Annotated in this window: 25 protein-coding genes and 1 pseudogene; 6 read left to right on the top strand and 20 right to left on the bottom strand. The window is 65.8% G+C overall.

Annotated features, from left to right (window positions below):
• Positions 1-142 precede the first annotated feature (142 nt).
• Positions 143-934 (top strand): phosphatidylethanolamine N-methyltransferase family domain-containing protein, encoded by a 792-nt coding sequence (locus ABG82_RS15050; protein ID WP_043075546.1) that lies wholly within the window; start codon positions 143-145, stop codon positions 932-934.
• Between the two features lie 80 nt (positions 935-1014).
• Here the strand turns inward: ABG82_RS15050 and metK are convergent, their stop codons facing one another.
• The 5 genes from metK to mihF all read right to left on the bottom strand — a co-directional run bounded on the left by metK (position 1015) and on the right by mihF (position 4853).
• Complete coding sequence (metK, locus tag ABG82_RS15055) at positions 1015-2217, bottom strand: methionine adenosyltransferase (RefSeq protein WP_043075545.1); 1203 nt, start codon at positions 2215-2217, stop codon at positions 1015-1017.
• A gap of 82 nt (positions 2218-2299) precedes the next feature.
• Complete coding sequence (coaBC, locus tag ABG82_RS15060; protein ID WP_043075544.1) at positions 2300-3562, bottom strand: bifunctional phosphopantothenoylcysteine decarboxylase/phosphopantothenate--cysteine ligase CoaBC; 1263 nt, start codon at positions 3560-3562, stop codon at positions 2300-2302.
• Positions 3563-3579: 17 nt separating this feature from the next.
• On the bottom strand, positions 3580-3888 hold the full coding sequence (gene rpoZ / locus ABG82_RS15065; protein WP_005057694.1) for a DNA-directed RNA polymerase subunit omega: 309 nt from the start codon (positions 3886-3888) through the stop codon (positions 3580-3582).
• Positions 3889-3955: 67 nt separating this feature from the next.
• Positions 3956-4525 carry a guanylate kinase gene (gene gmk, locus ABG82_RS15070; RefSeq protein ID WP_043075543.1) on the bottom strand — a complete coding sequence of 190 codons (570 nt, stop codon included), beginning with the start codon at positions 4523-4525 and terminating at the stop codon, positions 3956-3958.
• Positions 4526-4535: 10 nt separating this feature from the next.
• Positions 4536-4853 (bottom strand): integration host factor, actinobacterial type, encoded by a 318-nt coding sequence (gene mihF, locus ABG82_RS15075; protein ID WP_005057687.1) that lies wholly within the window; start codon positions 4851-4853, stop codon positions 4536-4538.
• A 457-nt stretch (positions 4854-5310) separates the two neighbouring features.
• Between mihF and ABG82_RS15080 the strand changes: the two genes are divergently transcribed.
• Positions 5311-6627: an acyltransferase family protein gene (locus tag ABG82_RS15080; protein ID WP_043075542.1), complete on the top strand. Its 1317-nt coding sequence runs from the start codon at positions 5311-5313 to the stop codon at positions 6625-6627.
• An 85-nt stretch (positions 6628-6712) separates the two neighbouring features.
• Here ABG82_RS15080 and pyrF read toward each other — a convergent pair whose 3' ends face one another.
• Genes pyrF through pyrR form a run of 7 tightly spaced genes read right to left on the bottom strand, consistent with a single transcriptional unit; the run spans position 6713 to position 15349 of the window.
• Positions 6713-7531, bottom strand: coding sequence for an orotidine-5'-phosphate decarboxylase (gene pyrF / locus ABG82_RS15085; RefSeq protein WP_043075792.1), 819 nt, complete (start codon positions 7529-7531; stop codon positions 6713-6715).
• A 26-nt stretch (positions 7532-7557) separates the two neighbouring features.
• The gene (gene carB, locus ABG82_RS15090; protein ID WP_043075541.1) at positions 7558-10905 is read right to left on the bottom strand and encodes a carbamoyl-phosphate synthase large subunit; all 3348 of its coding nucleotides are present in this window, start codon (positions 10903-10905) and stop codon (positions 7558-7560) included.
• The gene (gene carA / locus ABG82_RS15095; RefSeq protein WP_078343223.1) at positions 10905-12050 is read right to left on the bottom strand and encodes a glutamine-hydrolyzing carbamoyl-phosphate synthase small subunit; all 1146 of its coding nucleotides are present in this window, start codon (positions 12048-12050) and stop codon (positions 10905-10907) included. The genes carB and carA overlap by 1 nt, the downstream gene beginning before the upstream one ends.
• Entirely contained in the window at positions 12032-12529 is a 498-nt protein-coding gene (locus ABG82_RS15100; RefSeq protein WP_043075539.1) for a PH-like domain-containing protein, read from the bottom strand. The genes carA and ABG82_RS15100 overlap by 19 nt, the downstream gene beginning before the upstream one ends.
• Positions 12526-13827, bottom strand: a complete 1302-nt coding sequence (locus ABG82_RS15105) for a dihydroorotase (RefSeq protein ID WP_043075538.1) — start codon at positions 13825-13827, stop codon at positions 12526-12528. The genes ABG82_RS15100 and ABG82_RS15105 overlap by 4 nt, the downstream gene beginning before the upstream one ends.
• Positions 13824-14777, bottom strand: coding sequence for an aspartate carbamoyltransferase catalytic subunit (locus ABG82_RS15110; RefSeq protein ID WP_043075537.1), 954 nt, complete (start codon positions 14775-14777; stop codon positions 13824-13826). Before ABG82_RS15110 ends, ABG82_RS15105 begins: the two co-directional genes overlap by 4 nt.
• Positions 14778-14779: 2 nt before the next feature.
• A complete protein-coding gene (gene pyrR / locus ABG82_RS15115) occupies positions 14780-15349 on the bottom strand; it encodes a bifunctional pyr operon transcriptional regulator/uracil phosphoribosyltransferase PyrR (protein WP_078343224.1) in 570 nt (189 codons plus the stop codon).
• A gap of 114 nt (positions 15350-15463) precedes the next feature.
• Here pyrR and ABG82_RS15120 point away from each other — a divergent pair, with 114 nt between their 5' ends.
• Complete coding sequence (locus tag ABG82_RS15120; RefSeq protein WP_043075535.1) at positions 15464-16684, top strand: serine hydrolase domain-containing protein; 1221 nt, start codon at positions 15464-15466, stop codon at positions 16682-16684.
• Between the two features lie 8 nt (positions 16685-16692).
• Here ABG82_RS15120 and ABG82_RS15125 read toward each other — a convergent pair whose 3' ends face one another.
• A complete protein-coding gene (locus ABG82_RS15125; RefSeq protein ID WP_043075534.1) occupies positions 16693-17376 on the bottom strand; it encodes a class I SAM-dependent methyltransferase in 684 nt (227 codons plus the stop codon).
• A gap of 83 nt (positions 17377-17459) precedes the next feature.
• Here ABG82_RS15125 and ABG82_RS15130 point away from each other — a divergent pair, with 83 nt between their 5' ends.
• Positions 17460-17888: a nitroreductase family deazaflavin-dependent oxidoreductase gene (locus ABG82_RS15130; RefSeq protein WP_043075533.1), complete on the top strand. Its 429-nt coding sequence runs from the start codon at positions 17460-17462 to the stop codon at positions 17886-17888.
• A gap of 1 nt (position 17889) precedes the next feature.
• Here ABG82_RS15130 and nusB read toward each other — a convergent pair whose 3' ends face one another.
• Genes nusB through ABG82_RS15145 form a run of 3 tightly spaced genes read right to left on the bottom strand, consistent with a single transcriptional unit; the run spans position 17890 to position 20090 of the window.
• Positions 17890-18375: a transcription antitermination factor NusB gene (nusB, locus tag ABG82_RS15135; RefSeq protein ID WP_043075532.1), complete on the bottom strand. Its 486-nt coding sequence runs from the start codon at positions 18373-18375 to the stop codon at positions 17890-17892.
• Positions 18368-18931, bottom strand: coding sequence for an elongation factor P (gene efp, locus ABG82_RS15140; RefSeq protein WP_043075531.1), 564 nt, complete (start codon positions 18929-18931; stop codon positions 18368-18370). The genes nusB and efp overlap by 8 nt, the downstream gene beginning before the upstream one ends.
• A gap of 25 nt (positions 18932-18956) precedes the next feature.
• Positions 18957-20090: a M24 family metallopeptidase gene (locus ABG82_RS15145; RefSeq protein WP_043075530.1), complete on the bottom strand. Its 1134-nt coding sequence runs from the start codon at positions 20088-20090 to the stop codon at positions 18957-18959.
• 32 nt (positions 20091-20122) lie between these two features.
• Here ABG82_RS15145 and ABG82_RS15150 point away from each other — a divergent pair, with 32 nt between their 5' ends.
• A complete protein-coding gene (locus ABG82_RS15150; protein ID WP_179948705.1) occupies positions 20123-20644 on the top strand; it encodes a B-4DMT family transporter in 522 nt (173 codons plus the stop codon).
• A gap of 3 nt (positions 20645-20647) precedes the next feature.
• The gene (locus ABG82_RS15155) at positions 20648-21151 is read left to right on the top strand and encodes a hypothetical protein (RefSeq protein WP_054175733.1); all 504 of its coding nucleotides are present in this window, start codon (positions 20648-20650) and stop codon (positions 21149-21151) included.
• Here the strand turns inward: ABG82_RS15155 and aroQ are convergent.
• The 4 genes and pseudogenes from aroQ to aroC all read right to left on the bottom strand — a co-directional run bounded on the left by aroQ (position 21047) and on the right by aroC (position 24469).
• The gene (gene aroQ, locus ABG82_RS15160; protein ID WP_043075529.1) at positions 21047-21487 is read right to left on the bottom strand and encodes a type II 3-dehydroquinate dehydratase; all 441 of its coding nucleotides are present in this window, start codon (positions 21485-21487) and stop codon (positions 21047-21049) included. The two genes, ABG82_RS15155 and aroQ, sit on opposite strands and share 105 nt — an antisense overlap.
• Positions 21484-22593 (bottom strand): 3-dehydroquinate synthase, encoded by a 1110-nt coding sequence (aroB, locus tag ABG82_RS15165; protein ID WP_043075528.1) that lies wholly within the window; start codon positions 22591-22593, stop codon positions 21484-21486. Before aroB ends, aroQ begins: the two co-directional genes overlap by 4 nt.
• A pseudogene (locus ABG82_RS15170) lies at positions 22481-23234 on the bottom strand (shikimate kinase). The gene aroB and the pseudogene ABG82_RS15170 overlap by 113 nt, the downstream one beginning before the upstream one ends.
• Complete coding sequence (gene aroC, locus ABG82_RS15175) at positions 23231-24469, bottom strand: chorismate synthase (protein WP_043075790.1); 1239 nt, start codon at positions 24467-24469, stop codon at positions 23231-23233. Before aroC ends, ABG82_RS15170 begins: the two are co-directional and overlap by 4 nt.
• Positions 24470-24509: the final 40 nt, after the last annotated feature.

The following is a 24509-nucleotide window of genomic DNA, read 5'->3' on the forward strand; positions in this document are numbered from 1 at the left end:
CGGCGCGCGCCAAACGACGCAACGCACAACCCACCGCCCCGCGACCGGGCAGTACCCAGAACTCCACGCGGCCGTGGTAGAACACGTTACAGTTTTGCGGTTCGCGTCAGGGCGACTCCGCTCGCTCACCGAGGAAGACACCATGCACTGGTATACCGGCAATTCTGCGTACGACACCGTGTTGACGGCGGCCTTCGCGTTCGCGGCGTTCGTGATCATCGGAGGCTTTTTCGCCCAAAGCTCCTACGGGCGCTTCTCCACCACGAAACTCGGGCTCAATCTGAATCCGAAGCTCGGTTGGTGGCTGATGGAGATTCCCGCGACTGTGGTGTTTCTCATCTGCTATCTGGCCGGGCCACACCGCTTCGAGCCGGCCTCGCTGGTGCTCGCCGCGATATGGATGCTGCACTACGCCAATCGCGGCTGGTTCTTCCCACTGGCCATCCGCCAGGTGCCGGGCAAGCGCAGCACCTTCAACATCTCGGTCGTGGTCATGGGCATGTTGGTGACGTCGATGCACGGGTATCTCAACGGGACCCTGTTCAGTCACGACTTCTTCGGGCAGTACTCCACCGGGTGGCTGCGTGACCCGCGATTCCTGGTCGGCCTGGCGCTCTACCTGTGCGGCTTCGCACTGCTGGTCAGTTCCGAGTCGATAGTGCGCAACCTGCGGGACAAAAAGAACCCGGGCGCGGCCGAGTACCGCATCCCGTTCGGCGGCGGCTTCCGGTTCGTCACCAGCCCGGCATACCTCGGCGAACTCATCGCGTGGTCCGGCTTCGCGATCTTGACCTGGGCCTTGCCCGGCGTGGTGATCTTGCTAGTCACGGCGGGCAATCTCATCCCCCGTGCGCTGGCCACGCACCGCTGGTACCGGGAGAAGTTCGACGACTATCCGGCCGACCGGAAAGCGTTGATTCCCGGCGTCTTCTAGCCGTCGAGTGTGAGTGCCAGTGCGACAAAAACGCCGAGTGTGAGCACTGGTGCTCACACTCGGCGTTTTCGGGTGCGTGATTAGATGGCGGCCTTGAGGGCGTCGACACGGTCGGTCTGCTCCCACGGCAGCTCGATGTCGGTGCGGCCGAAGTGGCCATACGCGGCGGTCTGCGCGTAGATGGGACGCAGCAGATCCAGGTCGCGGATGATCGCGCCCGGGCGCAGGTCGAACACCTCGTTGATGGCCTTCTCGATCTTGACCTGATCCACGGTGGCGGTACCGAACGTGTCGACGAACAGACCCACCGGGGCCGCCTTACCGATGGCGTAGGCGACCTGCACCTCGACCCGGTCGGCCAGCCCGGCCGCGACAACGTTCTTGGCGACCCAGCGCATCGCGTAGGCGGCGGAGCGGTCCACCTTTGACGGGTCCTTGCCGGAGAAGGCGCCGCCGCCGTGACGGGCCCAGCCGCCGTAGGTGTCGACGATGATCTTGCGGCCGGTCAGGCCGGCGTCGCCCATCGGGCCACCGAGCACGAACTTGCCTGTCGGATTGACCAGCAGCCGGTAATTCGAGAGATCCAGGCCGTCCTGGTTCAGCTCGTCAAGGACCACCTGGACCACCTTCTCGCGGATGTCCGGGGTCAGCAGGTTGTCGAGGTCGATATCCGCGGCATGCTGCGTGGACAACACGACGGTATCCAGCCGCACGGCCTTGTCGCCGTCGTACTCGATGGTGACCTGGGTCTTACCGTCGGGGCGCAGGTACGGCAGCAGGCCTTCCTTACGCACCTCGGTGAGACGGCGGGACAGCCGGTGCGCCAATGCGATGGGCAGCGGCATCAGCTCGGGGGTGTCGTTGATGGCGTAGCCGAACATCAGGCCCTGGTCGCCGGCGCCCTGCGCGTCCAGCGGATCCGCGGCACCCTCAACGCGGGCCTCGTGGGCCGTGTCCACACCCTGCGCGATGTCGGGAGACTGCGCGCCGATGGCGACATTCACGCCGCAGGAGTTGCCGTCAAAGCCCTTGGACGACGAGTCGTAGCCGATCTCCAGCACCCGCTCGCGCACGATGTGCGGGATGTCGACGTAAGCGGAGGTGGTCACCTCACCGGCGACGTGAACCTGGCCGGTGGTCACCAGTGTCTCCACCGCCACCCGGGACTTCGGGTCCTGCGCGAGCATGGCGTCCAGGATCGAATCACTGATGGCGTCACAGATCTTGTCCGGATGCCCCTCGGTCACCGATTCACTGGTGAAAAGCCGTCCAGCTGAGCTCACAGCGCAGCCCCTTTCAGATCGTTACATGTCCTAATCATTATGGCCGACGAAGCAAGATCGGGGCCATGCCCAATTGTCAGGTTCACTGACAAAGCTCGGCAACGGCATCCACAATACGGCTTGCCATCAGAACTTTGGTGCCGTGTTCGAGGACAACTTCGGTGACCTCGCCGCCGCCCTGGGCGGAAAGCAACCAGCCGTCATTGCTGTCCACCTCGAAGGCCCGGCCCTCGCCAACAGCGTTGACTACCAACAGATCACAGCCCTTGCGCTTCAGCTTGGCACGGGCGTGAAAGAGCACGTCCCCGTTCGCGTCACCGGTTTCGGCGGCAAACCCGACAATTGCCCGCATCTTGGGCAGCTGCCCCTCGGCGCGCGCACGCACCACACCGGCCAGTACATCGGCGTTGCGCAGCAATTCGATGGGCGCGTCGACCGGGTTTTCACCGTCGGCGCCGTGGCTCTTTTTGATCTTGCTGGTCGCAACATGCGCCGGGCGGAAATCTGCTACCGCCGCCGCCATGATCAGGGCCTCGGCCGCGGGCGCGTGCTTGTTGACCGCGTCCTGCAACTGGGCCGCCGAGCTGATGTGCACCACCTCGACACCGGCAGGGTCGGGCAATCCGACCGTGTGCCCCGCGATGAGCGTGACCTCGGCGCCGCGCTGCGCGGCGACCCGGGCAAGGGCATACCCCTGCTTGCCGGAACTGCGGTTTCCGATGAAGCGCACGGGGTCCAGAGGCTCGCGGGTACCGCCCGCGGTGACCAGTACCCGCACTCCCGCCAGATCGTGTGGCAGCGCGTCGGAGCGCGCCAGCAGCAGTTGGGCCAGGGTGGTGATCTCTTCGGCCTCAGGCAGCCGGCCAGGACCGGTATCGGCGCCCGTCAGCCTCCCGGAGGCCGGCTCAAGAACAACCGCGCCGTGACTGCGCAATGTCGCGACATTCTGCTGCGTCGCGGGATGCAACCACATCTCCGTGTGCATCGCGGGGGCGAAAAGGACCGGACAGCGGGCCGTCAGCAGCGTCGCCGTCAGCAGGTCGTCCGCACGCCCCGTGGCGGCACGAGCCAGCAGGTCCGCGGTGGCGGGCGCCACCACAACCAGGTCAGCGTCCTGCCCGAGCCGCACATGCGGAACCTCGGGAACGTCTTCGAACACACCGGTACGCGCGGGCTCACCGGAGAGCGCCTCGAACGTCGCGGCCCCCACGAACTGCAGGGCCGATTCCGTGGGAATGACCCGGACGCTGTGCCCGGCCTCAGCGAGCTGGCGCACCACGGTGCAGGCCTTGTAGGCGGCGATTCCCCCGCCCACTCCGACGATGATCCGCTTACGGTCAGCCATCACCGGCGTCCTGGTTTCTACTCGCCTTCGGTGTGCTCGAGTAGGTCGCCGTGGATCTCGCGCAGCGCGATCGACAGCGGCTTCTCCTGCAGGCCCGGCTCGACCAACGGACCCACGTACTCGAGGATGCCGTCACCCAGCTGGTTGTAGTAGTCGTTGATCTGGCGCGCACGCTTGGCCGCGTAGATCACGAGCGCGTACTTGCTCGACGCGCGGGCCAGTAGCTCATCGATCGGCGGGTTGGTGATACCCAGCGGCGTGTCGAGAGCGGCGTCGTAGCTGTCGGTGCCCGGTTCGACGATGACGTCGGTCTGGGAGGTGCTCACTAAAGAATCTCCTGGATAGGTAATGGCGCTGAAAATGGCTGGCGCGGTATCCGCGAAGCGCTGCCGGTTAACGTCCGACCAATAACGATACCAACTTTGCGCAGGCATTATCCAACTGGTCGTTGACGACGACGACATCAAAGTCGGTTTGAGCCGCCATTTCCACCTTGGCGGTTTCCAATCGGCGGGCAATCACCGACTCCGATTCGGTCCCCCGGCCGGTAAGCCGCTGCACCAGCGCGTCCCAGCTCGGTGGCGCCAGGAAAACGGCGAGCGCCTGCGGAAGGGCCGCCTTGATGGCCCTGGCGCCGGCCAGATCGACCTCGATGAGAGTCGGGCGTCCTGCCTGCATGGCCTCGCGAACGGGCGTGGCAGGCGTGCCTGAGCGTTGCAATCCACCATGGATGTCCGCCCACTCGAGCAGTGCACCGTCGTCGATCAGCCGTTGAAACTCCTCGGCGGTGACGAAGTGATAGTCGACGCCGTCCACCTCACCCGGCCGCGGAGCCCTGGTGGTGGCGGAGACGCTGAAGAACAGGCCGTCGACCTCATCGCGTAGTCGACGCACAACGGTGGATTTACCGACGGCGGAGGGGCCGGATAGGACTACTACCCGGCCCCTCGTCGAAGCTGTCATCTGGAGAAGATCAGGAAAAGTCGAACCGCTCCAGCAGTGCCTTGCGCTGGCGGTCGCCAAGGCCACGCAGGCGGCGGGTCGGGGCGATCTCCAGCTCGGTCATGATCTCCTGTGCCTTGACCTTGCCGACCTTGGGTAGAGCCTCCAGCAGAGCGGAAACCTTCATCTTGCCCAGGACCTCGTCGGTCTCGGCGTCGGTGAGCACCTGCTTGAGATTGGTGCCACCTTTCTTGAGCTTCTCCTTGAGCTCGGCCCGGGCGCGGCGGGCGGCAGCCGCCTTCGCCAACGCGGCGGCGCGCTGCTCGTCAGTCAACTGTGGAAGGGCCACGATTCCTCCGTCTCGTACGAAACTCGTCGATTTTTCTGTTCGGCTGGAAAACAACCAGCCAGCGACAGCGACCGTACCCACGCCAGCCGACAAATGTGAACCCCACCCCCCGTATCTCGGTGAAAATCGCCTGCTAGAGGGGCCGCGAGCGATCCCGTCGAGCAACCATCGCATCCATGCCGTCCTACTCGGCATTTCTGCAGGTCGACATTGAAAGATGTTGCTATACAAGATATTTCATAAGGAGTTGACAACACCGGCAATTCTTGTACCCGAAGCGGAGACAAGCAAACCGTGATTGCCGTGAGGGCAAACTGAAAATCTTGTGTGAATCTCGTGTTGCGCGTGTCGCGACGCGTCAACGTTCCGTTGAAGAGACGCAGGTGGGGACACCGTCCGTCAGGCACCCGTGAAGCCACTCGGCGCGGCGACCGGGTTGCTGGGTAGGGTGCGAAATATGGGTGACCGCGCGCACCCATCACGTGAGCGTGATCGGGTATTGGACGCCGTGAGGCTGGTGTCACTGGCCACCGTGGTGGCCTACCACGTCCTCGCCGGCAGCCCCACCCTCGTTAAGGGCAAACCAGCCATGGCGTCCAATTACGACGTACATTGGCTGTTTTGGCTGATCCCACTCATGCCTCTGTTTTTCTTCGCGGGAGCCGCAGCAAATCTTCATTCTTGGGAGTCGGGTAGATCCTGGGGGCAGTTTCTGATGGGTCGCGCGACACGGCTCTTCCGTCCCGTCTTCTATTTCCTGGCCTTCGTCGCGCTGGTGACCATCTTGCTGCGCATCACGATGGGCAACTCCCCCCAGCTGCTGTATCTCGAAATGCGCCATATCGAGCTGCTCTGGTACGTGGGCGCTTACCTGCTGACTCTGGCGTTCTTGCCCTGGCTCGCCCGCATCCACACCGCACGTCAGCTTGGCTGGTTCATCGCGGCAATGTGCCTGATCACCGCCCTGGTGGACACCGTCAGCCTGGTCACCGACACGTGGCTGATCACCGGCTGGATCACCATGATCTTCATGTGGCTGATCCCTGCGGCCCTCGGCATCGCGTATCAGCGCCGCCTGGTCTCCCGCGCGGCGGCGTTGACGGTCGCGAGCGTCGCCTTGGCCGCCACCGTGGCGCTGGCCGTCGTGGGGCCGTATCCGTCGGGGCTGATCGCCAACATGCCGCCAACCCTGCTACTGGCCACCAGCGCGATCGTGGAATGTATGGCCGTCATCGCGTTCGCACCGACCATCGATCGCTGGGTCCGGGGCGCGAGAACCTGGCGCGTCGTCGAACTGTGCAACAGCGGCAGCATGACGATCTACCTGTGGCACTGGGTCGCGACATTCCTGCTGTCCTACGGCGTCTACCTGACCTTGCGCGTCGGGCTGATCAGCCAACACGACGCCTGGTACTGGCCGGCAAATGTGCTGCGGCTCATCATCGTGTGCGCCATCGTCGCCGTGTTCTTCGTGCCGCTGCGGGCCACCGAGCGCCGGCCGCTGCCGTGGTGGGACCGCCCGGTGGCGCCGATGAGCACCGGGCGCGATATCGCGGTCGGCGCGCTGGTACTCATCGGGGCGGTACTGACACTGGTGTACACCCGGATCTACGTCATCGATCCGCACTGGGGTGGCTTCACCCCCATCGGGAGGTGGATCGTGGTCGCCTCGCTGGTGCCGCTGATGGCCGCACGCTTGCTATGCCGAAGCACGTTGTCCGGCAACGAATCCGAAATCAGCGACCAGCTGACGCTGGCACAGTCGGCGAGGTAGAAATCCGCAGAGCTTCACTGTGCGGATGGTGTCGATTTTCCCCCGAATGTCGACCGGATTCGCACGCTCGCTGAGACCGTCCGGCTCAGCCGCGCAGATAAGCGACGCTCTCGCGTAACCGCGCAACCTCGGCGCGCAGTGCCGCGACGTCCGGTCCAGCGCGGAGCACCTCGCGTGAGACCGCAGGTAGCAGCAGTTCTCCGGACGCCCCGCCCAGGCCGTCCAGGTCCTCGGGCTTGCCTCCCTGCGCGCCGAGCCCCGGAACGAGGACGGGGCCGCCCAGCGACGACAAATCCGGCGGATCGGTAACAGTCACGCCGACCACCACACCCACCGATCCCGGGCCGGCCTGCTGCGCGTTGAGCGCAGCCACCTGATCCACCATCGCTTGCGCGACGGTCACCTCTGCCGCGCGCGCACGCTGTACCGGGGGCGCTTCCGGATTGGACGTGGCCGCCAGCACGAACACCCCTCGTCCGTGTTCACGCGCAAGATCCAACAACGGTGCCAATGACCCGAATCCCAGGTACGGCGAGGCCGTGACCGCGTCGGAGCTCAACGGTGAATCGCCCAGCCACGCCTGCGCATAGGCCGCCATCGTCGAGCCGATGTCTCCGCGCTTGGCGTCGGCGAGCACCAGTACGCCCGCCTCACGCAATCCCGCGATGGTCCGTTCCAGAACCGAATACCCAGCGGCGCCATAGGTTTCAAAGAAGGCCACCTGCGGCTTGACGATCGCGACATCGGCGAATGCCGCCACGCAGATCTCACTGAACCTGGCCAGTCCCGCGGCGTCGGCATCCAATCCCCAGGCCCGCAGCAGCTCCGGATGAGGATCGATGCCCACGCACAACTGGCCGCGGGAGGCGGTGGCGGCGCGCAACCGCGCGCCGAACGTCTCCACCGCCCCAGGCTCTTCGCCCGAGAGGCTCACCGCAGTCCCGCGTGGAGTTCCTGCAGCGACCGCACGCCGATATCACCGCGGATACCCGCCTCGATACCCTGCACCGCTGCCGAGGCGCCTTGCACCGTGGTGATGCACGGAATGTTCATCGATACCGCCGCGGAGCGAATCTCGTAACCGTCGACGCGGGGACCGGAGTTCCCGTACGGGGTGTTGATGACCATCGCGACGTCGCCGGCCTTGATGACATCTACCGCCGACCGTGCCGGAAGTGCGTCGCCCGGCTCCTGGTAATGCTTGCGCACCTCTTCGCATGGTATTCCGTTGCGGCGCAGCATCTCCGCCGTACCTTCGGTGGCCAGCACCTTGAACCCGAGGTCCGCGAGACGTTTCACCGGGAAGACCAGGGAACGCTTGTCACGGTTGGCCACCGAGACAAAGATGGTGCCCTCCTTGGGCAGCGACCCGTATGCGGCGGTCTGGCTCTTGGCGAAGGCACTGCCGAAGTCGGCGTCGATCCCCATGACCTCGCCGGTCGACTTCATCTCGGGCCCCAGCAGGGAATCCACTTGGCTGCCATCGGCCTTGCGGAACCGGTGGAACGGGAGCACCGCCTCCTTCACCGCGACCGGGGCGCCGACCGGAGAGGTGGCACCATCGCCCGTGGCGGGCAGCAGACCTTCCTCGCGCAGGCCGGCGATGGTGGCGCCCAACATGATCCGCGCACAGGCCTTGGCCAGCGGCACCGCGGTGGCCTTGGACACGAACGGTACGGTCCGGCTGGCACGCGGGTTGGCCTCCAAGACGTACAGCACATCGTCCTTGAGCGCGTATTGCACATTGAGCAGACCCACCACGCCGATGCCATGCGCGATGGCCTCGGTGGCCTTGCGCACCTTTTCGATGTCGCTGCGGCCCAGGGTGACCGGCGGCAACGCACACGCCGAGTCGCCGGAGTGAATACCCGCCTCCTCGATGTGCTCCATCACGCCGCCGAGGTAGATCTCGGTGCCGTCGCATAGCGCGTCGACGTCGATCTCGATGGCGTCTTCCAGGAAGCGGTCCACCAGCACCGGATGCTCGGGTGAGAGCTGGGTGGCGCGGGTGATGTAGCCGTGCAGGGTCTCTTCGTCGTACACGATCTCCATGCCCCGCCCACCCAACACGTAGGACGGGCGCACCAGCACCGGGTAACCGATATCGGCGGCGATCTGCTTGGCCTGCTCGAACGTGGTTGCGGTGCCGAAACGTGGCGCCGGCAGGCCGGCCGAAACCAGCAGGTCACCGAAGACTCCACGGTCCTCGGCGCGGTCGATGGCCGCCGGGCTGGTGCCCACCACGGGCACACCCGCGTCGGCCAGGCGCTTGGCCAGACCCAGCGGAGTCTGCCCGCCGAGCTGCACGATCACTCCCACCACGCCCGGACCACCGCGGCCGGACTCGGATTCGGCGTGGTAGACCTCCAGCACGTCCTCGAACGTCAGCGGTTCGAAGTAGAGACGATCGGCGGTGTCGTAGTCGGTGGACACCGTCTCCGGGTTGCAGTTGACCATGATGGTCTCGAATCCGGCCTGCGACAACGTGGTTGCCGCGTGCACGCAGCTGTAGTCGAATTCGATGCCCTGGCCGATGCGGTTGGGACCCGAGCCGAGGATGAGCACCTTGGGACGCTCGGTCTGCGGAGCCACCTCGGACTCCGCCGCCGGATCCAACTCATAGCTGGAGTAGTGATACGGCGTCTTGGCCTCGAATTCGGCGGCGCAGGTGTCAACGGTCTTGTACACCGGCCGGATACCCATGCGGTGGCGCAACGATCGAACGCCGTCCTCCCCCGCCAATTCCGGACGCAGCGCGGCGATCTGGCGATCGGAAAGCCCGTAATGCTTGGCGCGCCGCAACAGTTCCTCGTCGAGGATCGGCGCCTCACGCAGCTCGGTGCCGAGCTGATCGATCTGGGCGATTTCCTCGACGAACCACGGGTCGACGCCGGTGATCTCGGCCACCTGTTCAACCGGGGCGCCCGCGGCCAGTGCCCGTTCGATGCCGTAGAGCCGGCCGTCGCGCGGCACCCGCAGCTCCTCCAGGAACGCCTCCAGATCTTCGATGGGACCGGCCGTATCCGGTCCGCCGGTCCAGAAGCCCGCCGCCGAGGTCTCCAGTGAGCGCATGACCTTGCCGAGCGCCTCGGCGAAGTTGCGGCCCAGCGACATCGCCTCGCCCACCGACTTCATGGTGGTGGTCAGCGTGGCGTCGGCGCCGGGGAACTTCTCGAAGGCGAACCGGGGTGCCTTGACCACCACGTAGTCCAGGGTCGGCTCGAAACAGGCCGGGGTCTCCTTGGTGATGTCGTTGACGATCTCGTCGAGCGTGTATCCGATGGCCAGTTTGGCCGCGATCTTGGCGATCGGGAATCCGGTCGCTTTGGACGCCAACGCACTCGAGCGCGAGACGCGTGGATTCATCTCGATCACGATGAGGCGGCCGTCGCGGGGGTTGATGGCGAACTGGATGTTGCAGCCGCCGGTGTCCACGCCGACCTCGCGCAGGATCGCGATGCCCAGATCGCGCATCTTCTGGTACTCGCGGTCGGTCAGGGTCATCGCGGGCGCGACCGTCACCGAGTCGCCGGTGTGCACACCCATCGGGTCGACATTCTCGATCGAGCACACGACCACCACATTGTCGCGGCCGTCACGCATCAGCTCGAGCTCGAATTCCTTCCAGCCGTAGATCGATTCCTCGATCAAGACATTCGCCGAGGGCGAGGCCGAGAGTCCCTCGCCCGCCATCCGTTCGACATCTTCGGGGGTGTAGGCCATGCCCGAGCCCAGGCCGCCCATGGTGAACGACGGGCGCACCACCACCGGCAGACCGAGGTCGGCGACGGTCTCGCGCACCTCGTCCATGGTGAAACAGACTCGCGACTTGGCCGACTCGCCGCCCACCTTGGCCACGATGTCCTTGAAACGCTGCCGATCCTCACCGCGCTGGATGGCCTCGAAGTTGGCGCCGATGAGCTCCACGCCGTACCGGTCCAGCGCACCGTTCTCGTACAGCGCGACCGCGGTGTTCAACGCGGTCTGGCCGCCCAGTGTCGGCAGCAGGGCATCGATCTTGTTGCCCTTCTCCGCCTGTGCGGCAAGGACTTTCTCCACGAACTCGGCAGTGATCGGCTCGACATAGGTGTTGTCGGCGTATTCCGGGTCGGTCATGATCGTGGCCGGGTTCGAGTTGACGAGGCTGACCTGTAGCCCCTCCGAACGCAGCACGCGGCAGGCCTGGGTGCCCGAATAGTCGAACTCGCAGGCCTGGCCGATCACGATGGGTCCGGAACCGATGACCAGGATGTGGTTGAGGTCTGTGCGGCGTGGCATCAGCGGTTACCCCGATTCTCAAGTGCCGTAACGAACTGGTCGAACAGGTATTCGGCGTCATGAGGTCCCGCCGCCGCCTCCGGGTGGTACTGCACCGAGAAGGCCGATCCGTCCAACAGCCGGATCCCTTCCACCGTGCCATCGTTGGCGCAGGTGTGGCTGACTTCGGCACGCCCGAAGGGCGTATCGAACTGCTCACCGGCCTCGCCCTCAAGCGCAAAGCCGTGGTTCTGCGCGGTGATCGCGACCCGTCCGGTCGAGTGGTCGATGACCGGAATGTTGATGCCGCGATGCCCGAAGGTCATCTTGTAGGTGGACCGGCCAAGGGCCCGGCCCAGCAGCTGGTTACCGAAGCAGATACCGAACAACGGGATCTTGCGTTCCAGCACCGCCCTCGTCACCGAGACGACATGGTCCGCGGTGGCCGGATCGCCCGGACCGTTGGACAGGAAGACACCGTCGGGCGCCAGCGCGAGGAGCTCGTCCGGGCTGATGGACGAGGGCACCACCTGCACGCGGATGCCGCGCCGCGCGAAATTGCGCGGGGTATTGGTTTTGATGCCCAGGTCCAGCGCCGCCACGGTGAACCGGTGCGCACCGTCGGGCTCCACGACGTAGGTGTCATCGGTACTTACTTCGCCGGCCAGATCGGCGCCCAACATGGCGGGCTGCCCGTTGACGCGCGACAGCAGGAAGTCGGTGGGCGCGTCGGCGACGGTGCCGCTGAAGATGCCCGCCTTCATCGATCCACGCGTACGCAGGTGCCGAACCGCGGCCCGGGTGTCGATGCCCGCGATACCGACGATGTGCTGCGCCTTGAGGGCGTCGTCCAGGGAACCGTTTGCGCGCCAGTTCGATACGCGGTTCGAGGGGTCGCGCACCGCATAACCGGCAACCCAGATCTTGCCGCCACGGCTCTCGTCGTCCTCGTCGTTCCACCCGGTATTGCCGATCTGGGGCGCCGTCGCCACCACGATCTGCCGGTGATAACTCGGATCGGTCAGGGTCTCTTGATACCCCGACATGGCCGTGCAGAACACCGCCTCACCAAGGGTTTCTCCCACCGCACCAAACGGCTTACCGGTGAAAACCCGCCCGTCTTCGAGAACGAGCACCGCCTTGTCACTCATGACGCCTGCTTCCATTCCTCGTATTCACTTCGCGGTCGGGCCAAAAATCCTGTGTCGATCTCGGTACCGGAAGGCAACCGCCACCTGATCGCGAGAATCCCGTCGTGGGTCAGCACCTTGCCCGCCAGCGCCTTGGCCGTACGGATCTCGGTGATCACGTCGGCGGGAATCCAGATATCTCCGGTTCCACTGCGCTCCAACAGGATTCCTCGAGAATATCGGGTCAGGGTGGCATTGGCTCGATAGCCCAGGTCACCCACCGCGATGCGGTCTTGCCAGTCCGGCGCGATGGTGCTGCCGACGTACAGGCCTTCCACGGGTTCGATGACCATGTCCCCACGGTCGGCGGGCGCGGCAGGTAGCTCCCCGACCGCGTCGCGCTGCCGCCGGGCGCGGGCATGCCAGCCACGCCACATCAGACGGAAAAGCAGTACCGCCAAGGTCACCGAGGCACCCGCCATGATGAGGGCGCCGACGAAGTCCCCGTGGTTCACTCGACCACCTTCCCGTCCCGTGCGGTGACGCGGCCACGCAACAACGTGGCGGTCACCGTGGCGGGCAATGTCATTGATTCGAATGGCGTGTTGGCGGACTTGCTGGCCAGCCCGTCACCCTGGACAGTCCAGGTGGCGTCGGGATCGACGATCGTCAGGTTGGCGGGCTCACCGACGGCGATCGGACGCCCTTGATCGGGCAGACCGACGATCTGCGCGGGGCGCTCGCTCATCACCCTGGCGATATCGCGCCAGGTCAACAGCCCCGATTTCACCATGGTCTCCACCACCACGGAGAGCGCGGTCTGCAGCCCGAGCATGCCGGGGCGGGCCGCGGCGAACTCACAGCATTTTTCGTGGTCGGCATGCGGTGCGTGATCGGTTGCCACACAGTCGATCACACCGTCGGCCAGGGCCTGGCGTAATGCCGCGGCATCCGTCGATTCACGCAGCGGCGGATTCACCCGGTACACGCCGTCGTAGGAGGCCAGCCGGCCGTCATCCAGCAGCAGATGATGTGGCGTCACCTCGGCGGTAATAGAAATCCCTTGCCCCTTGGCCCATTTGAGGAGCTCGACAGTTCCCGCAGTGGAGGCGTGGCAGATGTGCACCGGCGCGCCGGTGTCGCGGGACAGAATGGCATCCCGCGCGACGATGGATTCTTCGGCCGCGCGCGGCCAACCGGTCAGGCCCAGCCGAGCCGCGTGGGCACCCTCGTGCGCCACCGAACCGACCGTGAGCCGTGGCTCCTCGGCGTGCTGAGCGATCAACACACCCAGCCCCTTGGCGTATTCGAGGGCACGGCGCATGACCAGCGGATCGTGCACGCACTTGCCGTCGTCGGAGAACATCCGCACCCGGCCCGCACCGCGCGCCATCATCGCCATCTCGGTGAGCTGCTTGCCCTCGAGCCCAACGGTGACCGCGCCCACCGGGTGCACATCGACTAATCCCACCTGCTGGCCACGCTGCCACACGTGATCGGTCACCACGGGGCTGTCGGCCACCGGATTGGTGTTGGCCATCGCGAACACCGCGGTGTAACCACCCAGCGCCGCGGCGGCCGAGCCTGAGTCGATGGTTTCGGTGTCTTCCCGGCCGGGTTCACGCAGATGCGTGTGCAGGTCCACGAATCCCGGCAACAGCACCTGGCCGGGAGCCTCGATGGCCGTGTCGACCTCGGTCTCGATACCTGGACCGATACCGGCCTCGATGCGGGTGATCTGACCGTCCTCGATGAGGACGTCGACCTGATCGCCCTCGCCGTAGAGCAGGACACCCTTGATCAAAACGCTCATGCCGGCACCGCCTCGGCGCTATCGGACGACCCGACCAGCAGGTGGAACAGCACGGCCATGCGGATATGCACTCCATTCGATACCTGTTGCAGAACAGCGGATTGCGATGAGTCAGCCACCGAGGACGCGATCTCCATGCCACGGAGCATCGGCCCCGGGTGCAGGACCACCGCATGTTCGGGCAGGAGCCGCCGACGGGCCTCGGACAGGCCGTACAGCACCGAATACTCGCGCGCCGATGGGAAGAAGCCGCCGGTCATGCGCTCGGCCTGCACCCGCAGCATCAGCACCGCGTCGGCGCCCGGCAGTTCGGCGTCCAGATCGTGGGTGACCGTCACCGGCCAGGTCTCGACGCCGGTGGGCAGCAGGGTGGGCGGCGCCACCAACACCACCTCAGCGCCGAACGTGCTGAGCAGCAAGGCATTCGATCGCGCAACCCGGCTGTGCAGGATGTCCCCGACGATCACCACCCGACGCCCTTCGAGACTGCCGAGCCGCTGCCGGATGGTGAGTGCGTCGAGAAGAGCCTGGGTGGGATGCTCGTGTGTGCCATCACCGGCGTTGATGACAGCCGGTCCCCCATCGCCTTCCGCGGTCCACTGCGCCAACTGTGCCGCGACGCCGGAGGCCGGGTGACGCACGATCAGTGCGTCGGCGCCGATCGCACGCAAGGTCAGTGCGGTGTCACGCAACGACTCGCCCTTGGCCACCGACGAGCCGGACGCACTGACGTTGATGACATCAGCGCTCATCCACTTGCCCGCGACCTCAAAGGAAACCCTTGTCCGCGTGGAGTTCTCATAGAACATCGTGATGATGGTGCGCCCGCGCAGGGTCGGCAGCTTCTTGACCTCACGCCCGGCCAGTGCCTGCAGGAACCGGTCGGCGTCGTCCAAGATGGCGGTGGCCTCGTCGCGAGTCAGATCGGCCGCCGAGAGGAGATGTCTCATACCTATGTCCCTTGCCCGCCCTTGATGATCACCGCGTCACAGCCGTCATGCTCGGCGAGCAGCACCTTGACGTCCTCCGAGCGCGCGGTGGGCACGTTCTTGCCGACGTAATCGGCACGCAGCGGCAGCTCTCGGTGGCCGCGGTCGACCAGTACCGCGAGCTGGACCGCGCGCGGCCGGCCGAGATCGCGCAGCGCGTCGAGCGCGGAGCGCACGGTCCGCCCGGAGAACAGCACATCGTCGACGAGGATCACCAGGGCGCCGTCGACACCGCCCTCCGGAATCGAGGTGCGTTCCAGGGGCCGATGCGGTTTGTTCCGCAGGTCGTCGCGGTACAGCGTGATGTCCAGGAATCCTGCCGGCACCTCGACACCGGAGAATTCGGTGATGTGGGCGGCGAGCCGTTTGGCGAGGATGGCGCCGCGGGTGGGGATGCCGACCAACACGACGCGGGGGGCATCGCCAGAGTCGGAAAGCGCGGTCTTTTCGATGATTTGATGCGCGATGCGCGAGATGGTCCTGCCGACATCTGCGGCGGACAGCAACTCGCGTCCTTCAGATACTGCGCCCACGCTTACGCGAGACCTCCTTCTCCGCCTCACTGGACGGATCGTTAAAGGATGTCACTTATCGCCAGGGAGCTTAGCATCCGGGCACCCATCGGCCCCGACTGACAGGATGGAGTGATGCCCGAACGCGACTCCACCTTCGATGCCGCCCTCGCCCCGATCCGTGCCGCGATCGACGACCGTATCCTGGCCGGCGCGGTGACTCTCGTATGGCAGGGCGGGCAGCTCAGGCACCTGGGCGCCACCGGCTACCGCGACGTCGACGCGGGCCTGTCGATGGCCGAGAACACCATTTTCCGCATCGCATCCATGACCAAGCCCGTCATCAGCGCGGCGACCATGGCCCTGGTCGATGACGGCGTCATCCGCTTGAGCGACCCGATCACCACGTGGCTGCCGGAATTCAGCGATATGCGCGTGCTGAGGAACCCGGACGGCCCGCTGGATGACACCTTCCGGGCACCGCGTGTCATCACCGTCGAAGATCTGCTGACCCATCGCAGCGGCTTGACCTACGACTTCATCGCCACCGGGCCGATAGCCAAGGCCTACCACCCGCTACACACCGCGGCCTTCAGCCGGCCCGAAGAGTGGCTGGCCGCCATCGCGGCGCTGCCGCTGGTGTACCCACCTGGGGAGCGCTTCCACTACAGCCACTCCACCGACGTGCTCGGTCTGCTCATCGCCCGGGCGGCCGGGTTGCCGCTGAACACGCTGCTGCGGCAACGGATCCTCGATCCGCTCGGCATGAACGACACCGACTTCTTCGTCCCCGAGCACAAGGCGGGCCGATTGGCACGCCTGTACGGCATCGGCGACGACGACACGATCGTGGCGGCCGACAGCGGCTACCTCACGGCGATGCCCACCTCAGCTCCCGAGCTGTGTCGCGGCGGCGGCGCGCTGGCCAGCACCGCGCACGACTATCTGACCTTTGCGCGCGCTCTGCTCGGCGGTGGCCAGGCCGATGGGGTGCGCATCCTGTCGCCCGAGTCCACCGCGGCGTTGCGTACCAACCGGCTCACACCCGCGCAGCGACAGCTCCCGTCTTTCGGCATTCCCTACTGGACCGGACGGGGTTTCGGCCTCGGACTTTCCGTCGTGATGGATCCCAACGAGGCCGCACTGTTCGGGCCCGGCGGCGCCGGCACCTTCGGCTGGCCCGGCGCGTTCGGCACCTGGTGGCACGCCGACCCGAAGGCCGACGCGATTCTCATGTTCCTGCCACAATGGCGGATGTCCGAGCTCGACCCGAAGGCCGCGCTGGCACGCACCTCGACGATCCGGCTGCAACTGCTACATGTGCAGTTCAGCCAGGCCGTCTATGCCGCGCTGTAACCGGCGCGTCAGTCCAGATGCGCCTGCAGTAGCCAGCCCGCCATCGATACCCAGCCGTTCGATTCCGCCCGGACCTCGGCGAAGTGCTGCGCGCCGCCATCCTTGAATCCCTCACCGTTGGCATACAGCCGTGCCGGGCTGATGTCGTCGATGGACCAGTACTTGGACACGATTTCGCGCAGCTCGGGCTCGGTGACCGGATACGGACCATCGATATCCGGCGGAAAGGCCGCCTTGTCGAAGACGAGCACGATGTAGGTGGCGCCCGGCGCCGCCGCACGCACGATCGACTGCTGGTATCCCTCGCGCAGCGCCACCGGCATGGAGTGGAACAGCGTTGAATCAATGATCGTCCCGAAGCGGCCGTCGTAGCCGCTGAAGTTCGAGATGTCCGCGACATCGAAGGTGACGTTGGTCAGCCCACGATCGGCGGCATACCCCTTGGCCAGCTGAATCGCGGTGGGCGCGGCATCCAGACCCACCGCCGCATGGCCGCGCTCGGCCAAATACAGGGCCGTGGCAGCCTCCCCGCATCCGGCGTCAAGCACATCACCATGCACCTTGCCCTGCTCGATGAGTGTCAGGATTTCGGGCTGCGGCTGCCCGATGCTCCACGGCGGCCGAGCGCTGAGCTGCTCGGGTGCCTCACCGCGATAGGAGGATTCGAACATATCTTGCAAGTTCTCGGTCATGCTTTCACGGTGCCAGGAATACCCACACATGTCAATGACGTTGACATGTTTGACACCAGCCAATCCAATGAATCGAGACCACGATGAGCGAACCATCAGGCACCGAGCAGTCATTCAACGAGGCCAACATCGCCGAGTTCCGCGCCAATGACGGCAAGGTGGGCGGCCAGTTCGAGGGATTTCCGCTGATATTGCTGACCAGCACCGGGGCAAAATCCGGCGCCGAACGTGTTAATCCATTGGCCTACTTCGATATCGACGGCAAGGCCTATATCGTCGGATCGTCCGCGGGCCGGCCGAAGAACCCGGCCTGGGTCGCCAATCTGCGCGCCAACCCACACGTCGAGGTGGAGATCGGCTCCCGGCCCAAGACGCACGCGACCGCGGTGGAACTCCCCCGCGCCGAACGTGACCGCATCTTCGAGATCGTCAAGCAGCGCGCACCGGGATTCGCCGAGTACGAGACACTGACCGACCGGGTAATCCCGGTGTTCGAGATCCAGCTCGGCTGAATTAATCCGTCGAACTGGATGCCGAGCTGCCGCGGATGTGCGGCGTCACCAGCATGAGTTGACCGAGAACCCCGTTCACAAAGGCCGGTGATTCATCGGTGGAGAGCTGCTTGGCCAACTCGACCGCCTCGTCGACGGCCACCACTTCGGGCACGTCCTCGGCGTGCAGCAGCTCCCACACCGCGACCCGCATGATCGCGCGGTCCACCGCGGGCAACCGGGCCAATGTCCAGCCCTGCAGATGCGATGAGATCAGCTCGTCGATATGCGCGGCATGTTCGGTGACGCCGTGTGCGACGGTCACCGTGTACGGGTTCAACGGCTCGACATCCGGCGTGGCGGACGCCAGCGCACGACGCTCGTCGGCCACCGCGGCCGCCGTGGTCTCGCGGGCCTCGGCCTCGAACAGCAGATCCACGGCCCGCTTGCGGGCCTTGCGGCGACCTCCCTTGCCGGACGCCCGCCCGGCTGGGCCGGTTTCAGCCATTCACACGGCCGAGGTAGCTGGCGTCGCGCGTGTCGACCTTCAACCGGTCACCGGTGTTGATGAACAGCGGCACCTGGATCTCGGCGCCGGTCTCCATGGTCGCGGGCTTGGTGCCGGCACTGGAGCGGTCGCCTTGCAGACCCGGCTCGGTGTGGGTGACCACCAGCTCAACCGAGACCGGCAGCTCGATGTACAGCGCGGCGCCCTCGTTGAACGCGACCTGCACGGTCATGCTCTCCAACAGGAAGCGGTGGGCATCGCCGACGAGCTCCGGCGACAAGTGATGCTGCTCGTAGTCCTGGCTGTCCATGAAGACGAACGAATCGCCGTCGCGGTACAGGTAGGTGGTGTCGCGACGGTCAACGGTCGCGGTCTCTACCTTGACGCCCGCGTTGAAGGTCTTGTCGACGACCTTGCCCGAGAGCACATTCTTGAGCTTCGTACGCACGAAGGCCGGTCCCTTACCGGGCTTCACGTGCTGGAACTCGGTGATCTGCCACAGCTGACCCTCGATGTTGAGCACCAGGCCGTTCTTGAAATCGGCGGTTGAAGCCACGTGTTCAGTCTCCTCTTGTCACTGCTCAGTCGATAACGGTGAGTTCCTTGGGGAACCGGGTCAATAGCTCAGGCCCGTCGGGCCGCACCACGAGCGTGTCCTCTATCCGGACTCCGCCCCGGTCGGGCAGGTAGACCCCGGGCTCGACGGTCACCGCCGAGCCAGCAAGCAGTGTACCGGTGGCTGTCGATCCGATGCCCGGTGCTTCGTGGATCTGCAATCCAACCCCGTGACCGAGGCCATGCCCGAAGTTCTCTCCGTATCCGGCGGCGCCGATGACATCGCGGGCCGCGGCGTCCACATCCCTCAGCGATGCCCCTGGAGCCAGCGCCTGACGTCCCGCTGCCTGCGCCGCCAGCACCAGGTCGTAGATCTCTTGCTGCCAGGGCGCGATCTTGCCCAGCACCAGGGTCCTGGTCATGTCGGAGTGATATCCAGCAACCAGCGCACCGAAGTCGATCTTGACGAAATCGCCGTCGGCCAGCACCGCATCGGTGGGCCGGTGATGCGGGATCGCGGAGTTCGCCCCCGCCGCGACGATGGTCTCGAAGGACGGACCGTCCGCACCATGCTCGGCCATCAGATTCTCCAGGTCACGGGCCACATCCCGTTCGGTGCGCCCGGGCCGGATCCCGCCGGTCTCGATGAGCGCCGTCAAGGCGGTATCTGCTGCCGCACAAGCTCTTTCGAGAATCAGAACCTCGGAATCATCCTTGACCTCCCGCAGCTTCTCCACCCGGTTCGGCGCGCGCACCAACTCGACATCCGCGGCCGCCCCGGCCAGTTTGTCGAACCCATCGACGGTCACGACATGACTTTCGAAGCCCGCGCGCCCGCGTCCTCCCAGGGCCACCAGTGCCGCACCGTATCGGCGATCGATCAGGGCACGCAGATCCGGAACCTGCGCGGCAGCCTGAGTGCGGTACCGGCCATCGGTGCACAGCACGGTCGCCGTCTCCTCCGCACCATCGCCAGCGGCCACCCAGAGTGCGGCGGCCGACCCGGTGAAACCTGTCAGATAGCGAATATTGATCAGATCGGTGACCAACAGCGCATCGAGATCCTCGGCGCGCAGCACCTCGCGAAGTCGTTGCCTGCGGTCGATATGACTGAGGGCCGAACCCGATGTTGTACGCGCACGCGGCTCATCGCTCTTCACAAGTGTCGACGCTACCGCGATACGCTGGCCCCATGCCCGAGGCTGGAACACGTTCTATGACGACCCAATGGCTCACCCGCGGCGCCGTCTTGGCAGTCCTGATGGTGTTGATCCGCGTGGTGCAGGGATTGGCCATCAGCCTCTGGGAGGCCCACGGCACCGCGATCAACATCGTGCTACTCCTGGTGTTCCTGGCCGCGGTGTCGGCATGGGCCGTCGCCGACGGACGCGGTGATGCCCAGCGCAACCCGGACCCCGACCGTCGTGACGATCTGGCCATGTGGTGGCTGTTGGGCGGCATTTTCGCCGGTGTCGTCAGTGGCCTGGCGGTGTGGTTGATCAGCCTGTTCAACGATGGTGTCTATGCCGCAAGCGTCCTTGCCGAGCTGACCACCACCGCGGCGTTCGTCGCACTGTTGGTGCTCGGACCCGCGATGGTCGGCACCTTCGTGGGCCGGCTCCTGGTGGACCGCAAGCGCAAGGAACACGCCGCGCTGCAGCAGTCCGATACCGATGTGTTCCAGGCAGTTCAGGAAGAAGAAGCGGTCACCTAGCCCGTGGTCTGGCTGCCGCGCGGAGTCGTCTTCGGGGTCTGGACAGCCCTGCTGACTGTCTTCGACGTGCTGTCGAGCGTCGAAGCTCAGTTCAACAATCACGAAGACCTGATCACCGCCGCATTCTTCGCATGTGTCCTTGCGGGCGCGGTGTGGGCCTTCGCCGATGGCTATGCCGATCCGCACCGGCGACAAGACCTGGCGACACAGTGGGCACTGACCACTGTCGTAGCGGCCGTGCTCGGGGATTGCCTGGCCTGGGTGATCTTCACCTTCAACCTGCACATGCGGTTGGGTGGACCGTTTGATCAGATTATTTGGACTGCTTTGATTTTGACGATTGTGCTGTACGTCCCATCGACTGCCGCGGCCTTCGTGGGCCGCGCCGTGGCCCGGCGAAGACTACGGCGAACCGGCGAGGTTGCCAGCGATGTACCGCAGCGCCAGCAGATACCCCTGGACGCCGAGCCCGACGATGACCCCGGTGGCCAACGCACTCAAATATGAGTGGTGCCGGAACTCTTCGCGCGCATGCACATTCGAGATATGCACCTCGATCAGTCCGGCGGTCAATTCGGCGCACGCATCACGCAGTGCCACCGACGTGTGGGTGAACGCACCGGCGTTGAGGATCACGGGATCCTTGGCGTCGGCGGCGTCATGCACCCAGCCGAGTAGCTCGGCTTCGCTATCGCTCTGGCGTACCTGAACATCGACGCCCAGCGCATCGGCCTCGGCCTCGATGAGCGACACCAGGTCCGCATAGGTGACGCTGCCGTAGACGGCGGCTTCCCGCTTGCCGAGGCGTCCCAAATTGGGGCCGTTGAGAACCTGAATCGTCACAGGAACACTCCTTCGCCACGCGGCTCACCCGCGACCACCGAGTAGGCGGCCGCCAGCAATGACGGATCGGGGCCTTCCAGGCGCCCCGGCTTGGCCAATCCGTCGAGAACCACGAAACGCAGTATGCCCGAGCGGGTCTTCTTGTCGCCCTGCATATATTCGACGAGCTGCCCCAACGCGTCGGCGTCGTAGCTGACCGGCAACCCCAGCGCCGAGAGCACCCGGGCATGGCGATCCGCGGTTTCGTCGTCCAGACGTCCCGCCAGGCGCCCCAGCTCGGCGGCGAAGACCAGCCCGACCGAGACGGCGGCGCCGTGACGCCAACGGTAGCGCTCACGCCGCTCGATGGCATGGCCGAGTGTGTGGCCGTAGTTGAGAATCTCGCGCAGCTCGGCTTCTTTCTCGTCGGCCGCCACCACCTTGGCCTTCACCGCGATCGAGCGTTCGATGAGTTCCCGCAGCACCGGCTTGGACGGATCGATGGCCGCCTCCGGGTCGGCCTCGATGAGGTCGAGAATCACCGGGTCGGCGATGAAACCGGCCTTTACCACTTCGGCCATTCCCGCGATGATCTCGTTGCGCGGCAAGGATTCCAGGGTCGCCAAGTCCACCAGCACCGCACCCGGCTGGTGAAATGCCCCGACCAGGTTCTTGCCCGCTTCGGTGTTGATACCGGTCTTTCCGCCCACTGCCGCATCGACCATGGCCAGCAGCGTGGTGGGCACGTGCACCACTTTGATTCCGCGCAGCCAGGTGGCTGCCGCGAATCCCGCGGTGTCCGTGGCGGCCCCTCCCCCGAGGCTCACCACCGCATCCCTGCGCCCGATCCCTATGCGCCCCAGCACTTCCCAGATGAAGCCGAGCACGGCCAGGTCCTTGCCCGCCTCCGCGTCCGGAATCTCGACACGGTGTGCGTCGATTCCTTTGTCGGCCAGCGTCTTCCTGATTTCCTCGGCGGTGACGGCGAGGGTGGGCTGATGCAGGATCGCCACTTTATCGGAGCCCTTGAGTGCGTCCACCAACTCGCCCAGCAGGCCGGTACCCACGATGACCGGGTAGGGCGGATTCACCTCGACGGTGATCGTGGTCGGGTTGGCGCTGGTCATTGTCCGCTCTCCTTGGTTTCGGTTCCGGAGGTGTTCGTGTGGGGTGCCGCCGCGGTGCCCGAGCTACGCCGCCGGGAACGTGGGCGCCGGCGCGGACGCCGCCGCCGTGACGAACCAGATCCCGTGGAACCGTCGGGGTTCTCCAGCCGGGAAACGATCATCCGCACCACCGCGCCCGGATTTCTCCTGTCGGTGTTCACCTTGATGGTGGCCACCTCGCGGTACAGCGGCACCCGCTGCGACATGAGTGCCTGATACTTCTCGGCGCGGTCCGGTCCGGCCAACAGTGGACGCACCACACTGCCGCCGGTGCGTCGAATACCTTCCGCGGCACTGATTTCCAGATACACCACGGTGTGCCCGGAGAGCGCTTCGCGGACGCCCGGGGTGAGCACGGCGCCGCCCCCCAGCGAAACGACCCCCTCTTGGTCGTCCAGGGCTTGACGAATCACCGATTCCTCGATGCGCCGGAACTCGGGCTCACCGTCGGTGGCGAAGATGTCGGCGATGGTTCGCCCGGCCTCGGTTTCGATCCCGGCATCGGTGTCATAGATGTTGACACCCAATGCTTTTGCCAGCCGACGGCCGATGGTGGACTTACCCGAACCGGGTAGCCCGACGAGAACGGCTTTGGGGCTCATCCCGCTGTGTTAGCCGCTCTTCGCGCAAGCTGCTCATCGGAAGATTCTTGCCGAGGCTCCCGCCGCGCCACCGCGTCAAGGTAGGTGCCGACATTGGTCTTGGTCTCGGACAGCGAGTCCCCGCCGAACTTCTCCAGCGCGGCGCGAGCCACCACCAGTGCGACCATCGCCTCCGCGACCACGCCGGCGGCCGGAACCGCGCACACGTCCGAACGCTGGTGAATGGCGACAGCCTCGTCGCCGGTGGACATGTCCACGGTCGCCAGTGCGCGCGGCACCGTCGAGATGGGCTTCATGGCCGCACGCACCCGCAGCGGCTGACCGTTGGTCATGCCACCTTCCAGGCCGCCCGCCCGGTTGGTGGAACGCAGGATGCCGTCCGGACCGGGGTAGATCTCGTCGTGCGCCGCGCTGCCGCGCCGGCGTGCGGTGGTGAATCCATCGCCGATCTCGACGCCCTTGATGGCCTGAATCCCCATGATGGCGGCGGCGAGCTGGCTGTCCAGCCGATCGTCCCCGCTGATGAACGAGCCCAGCCCGACCGGCAGACCGGCGATCACGACCTCCACCACGCCCCCGAGCGTGTCGCCGTCCTTCTTGGCGGCCTCAATCTCACTGATCATCGAAGCCTGTGTCTGCTCGTCGAACGCACGCACCGGGCTGGCGTCGATCGCGGCCAAGTCGGCCGCGCCGGGTACCGGACCCTCATACGGTTCGGAGTTACCGATCGAGATCACATGCGAGAGGACATCGACGCCCAGCGCCTGCTTGAGGAATGCCTTGGCGATGGTGCCCACCGCCACCCGTGCCGCGGTCTCGCGCGCGCTGGCGCGTTCCAGCACCGGGCGCGCGTCGTCGAACCCGTACTTGAGCATGCCCGCGTAGTCGGCGTGCCCGGGGCGCGGACGGGTCAGCGGCGCGTTGCGCGCGATGTTCTCCAGTTCGGCGGGATCCACCGGGTCCGGGGACATCACCGTTTCCCACTTCGGCCATTCGGTGTTGCCGACCTCGATCGCCACCGGGCCACCGAGTGTCAGACCGTGGCGTACGCCACCGAGCATGGTGACCTGGTCGGCCTCGAAGGCCATCCGGGCACCGCGGCCATAGCCGAGGCGGCGACGCGCCAACTGCCTGCCGATGTCCTCCGATGTCAGTTCGACACCAGCGACCATGCCTTCTAAGACCGCGACCAGCGCGCGTCCGTGCGATTCACCTGCCGTGATCCAGCGCAACACGTGGGCCATTGTCCCATGCGGGCTGGCCGGTCCTCCAAAT

Source organism: Mycobacteroides immunogenum, from assembly GCF_001605725.1.
GTDB classification, from domain to species: Bacteria; Actinomycetota; Actinomycetes; order Mycobacteriales; family Mycobacteriaceae; genus Mycobacterium; species Mycobacterium immunogenum.

Bases quoted from the DNA above. Each gene is read 5' to 3' on its own strand.
- ABG82_RS15120 (WP_043075535.1), top strand. From the start codon at position 15,464: ATGCCCGAACGCGACTCCACCTTCGATGCCGCCCTCGCCCCGATCCGT.
- nusB (WP_043075532.1), bottom strand. From the start codon at position 18,375: ATGGCTGAAACCGGCCCAGCCGGGCGGGCGTCCGGCAAGGGAGGTCGC.
- carB (WP_043075541.1), bottom strand. From the start codon at position 10,905: ATGCCACGCCGCACAGACCTCAACCACATCCTGGTCATCGGTTCCGGA.
- coaBC (WP_043075544.1), bottom strand. From the start codon at position 3,562: ATGGCTGACCGTAAGCGGATCATCGTCGGAGTGGGCGGGGGAATCGCC.
- carA (WP_078343223.1), bottom strand. From the start codon at position 12,050: ATGGAAGCAGGCGTCATGAGTGACAAGGCGGTGCTCGTTCTCGAAGAC.
- ABG82_RS15150 (WP_179948705.1), top strand. From the start codon at position 20,123: ATGCCCGAGGCTGGAACACGTTCTATGACGACCCAATGGCTCACCCGC.
- ABG82_RS15130 (WP_043075533.1), top strand. From the start codon at position 17,460: ATGAGCGAACCATCAGGCACCGAGCAGTCATTCAACGAGGCCAACATC.
- ABG82_RS15125 (WP_043075534.1), bottom strand. From the start codon at position 17,376: ATGACCGAGAACTTGCAAGATATGTTCGAATCCTCCTATCGCGGTGAG.
- ABG82_RS15105 (WP_043075538.1), bottom strand. From the start codon at position 13,827: ATGAGCGTTTTGATCAAGGGTGTCCTGCTCTACGGCGAGGGCGATCAG.
- ABG82_RS15110 (WP_043075537.1), bottom strand. From the start codon at position 14,777: ATGAGACATCTCCTCTCGGCGGCCGATCTGACTCGCGACGAGGCCACC.
- ABG82_RS15050 (WP_043075546.1), top strand. From the start codon at position 143: ATGCACTGGTATACCGGCAATTCTGCGTACGACACCGTGTTGACGGCG.
- gmk (WP_043075543.1), bottom strand. From the start codon at position 4,525: ATGACAGCTTCGACGAGGGGCCGGGTAGTAGTCCTATCCGGCCCCTCC.
- ABG82_RS15080 (WP_043075542.1), top strand. From the start codon at position 5,311: ATGGGTGACCGCGCGCACCCATCACGTGAGCGTGATCGGGTATTGGAC.
- aroB (WP_043075528.1), bottom strand. From the start codon at position 22,593: ATGACCAGCGCCAACCCGACCACGATCACCGTCGAGGTGAATCCGCCC.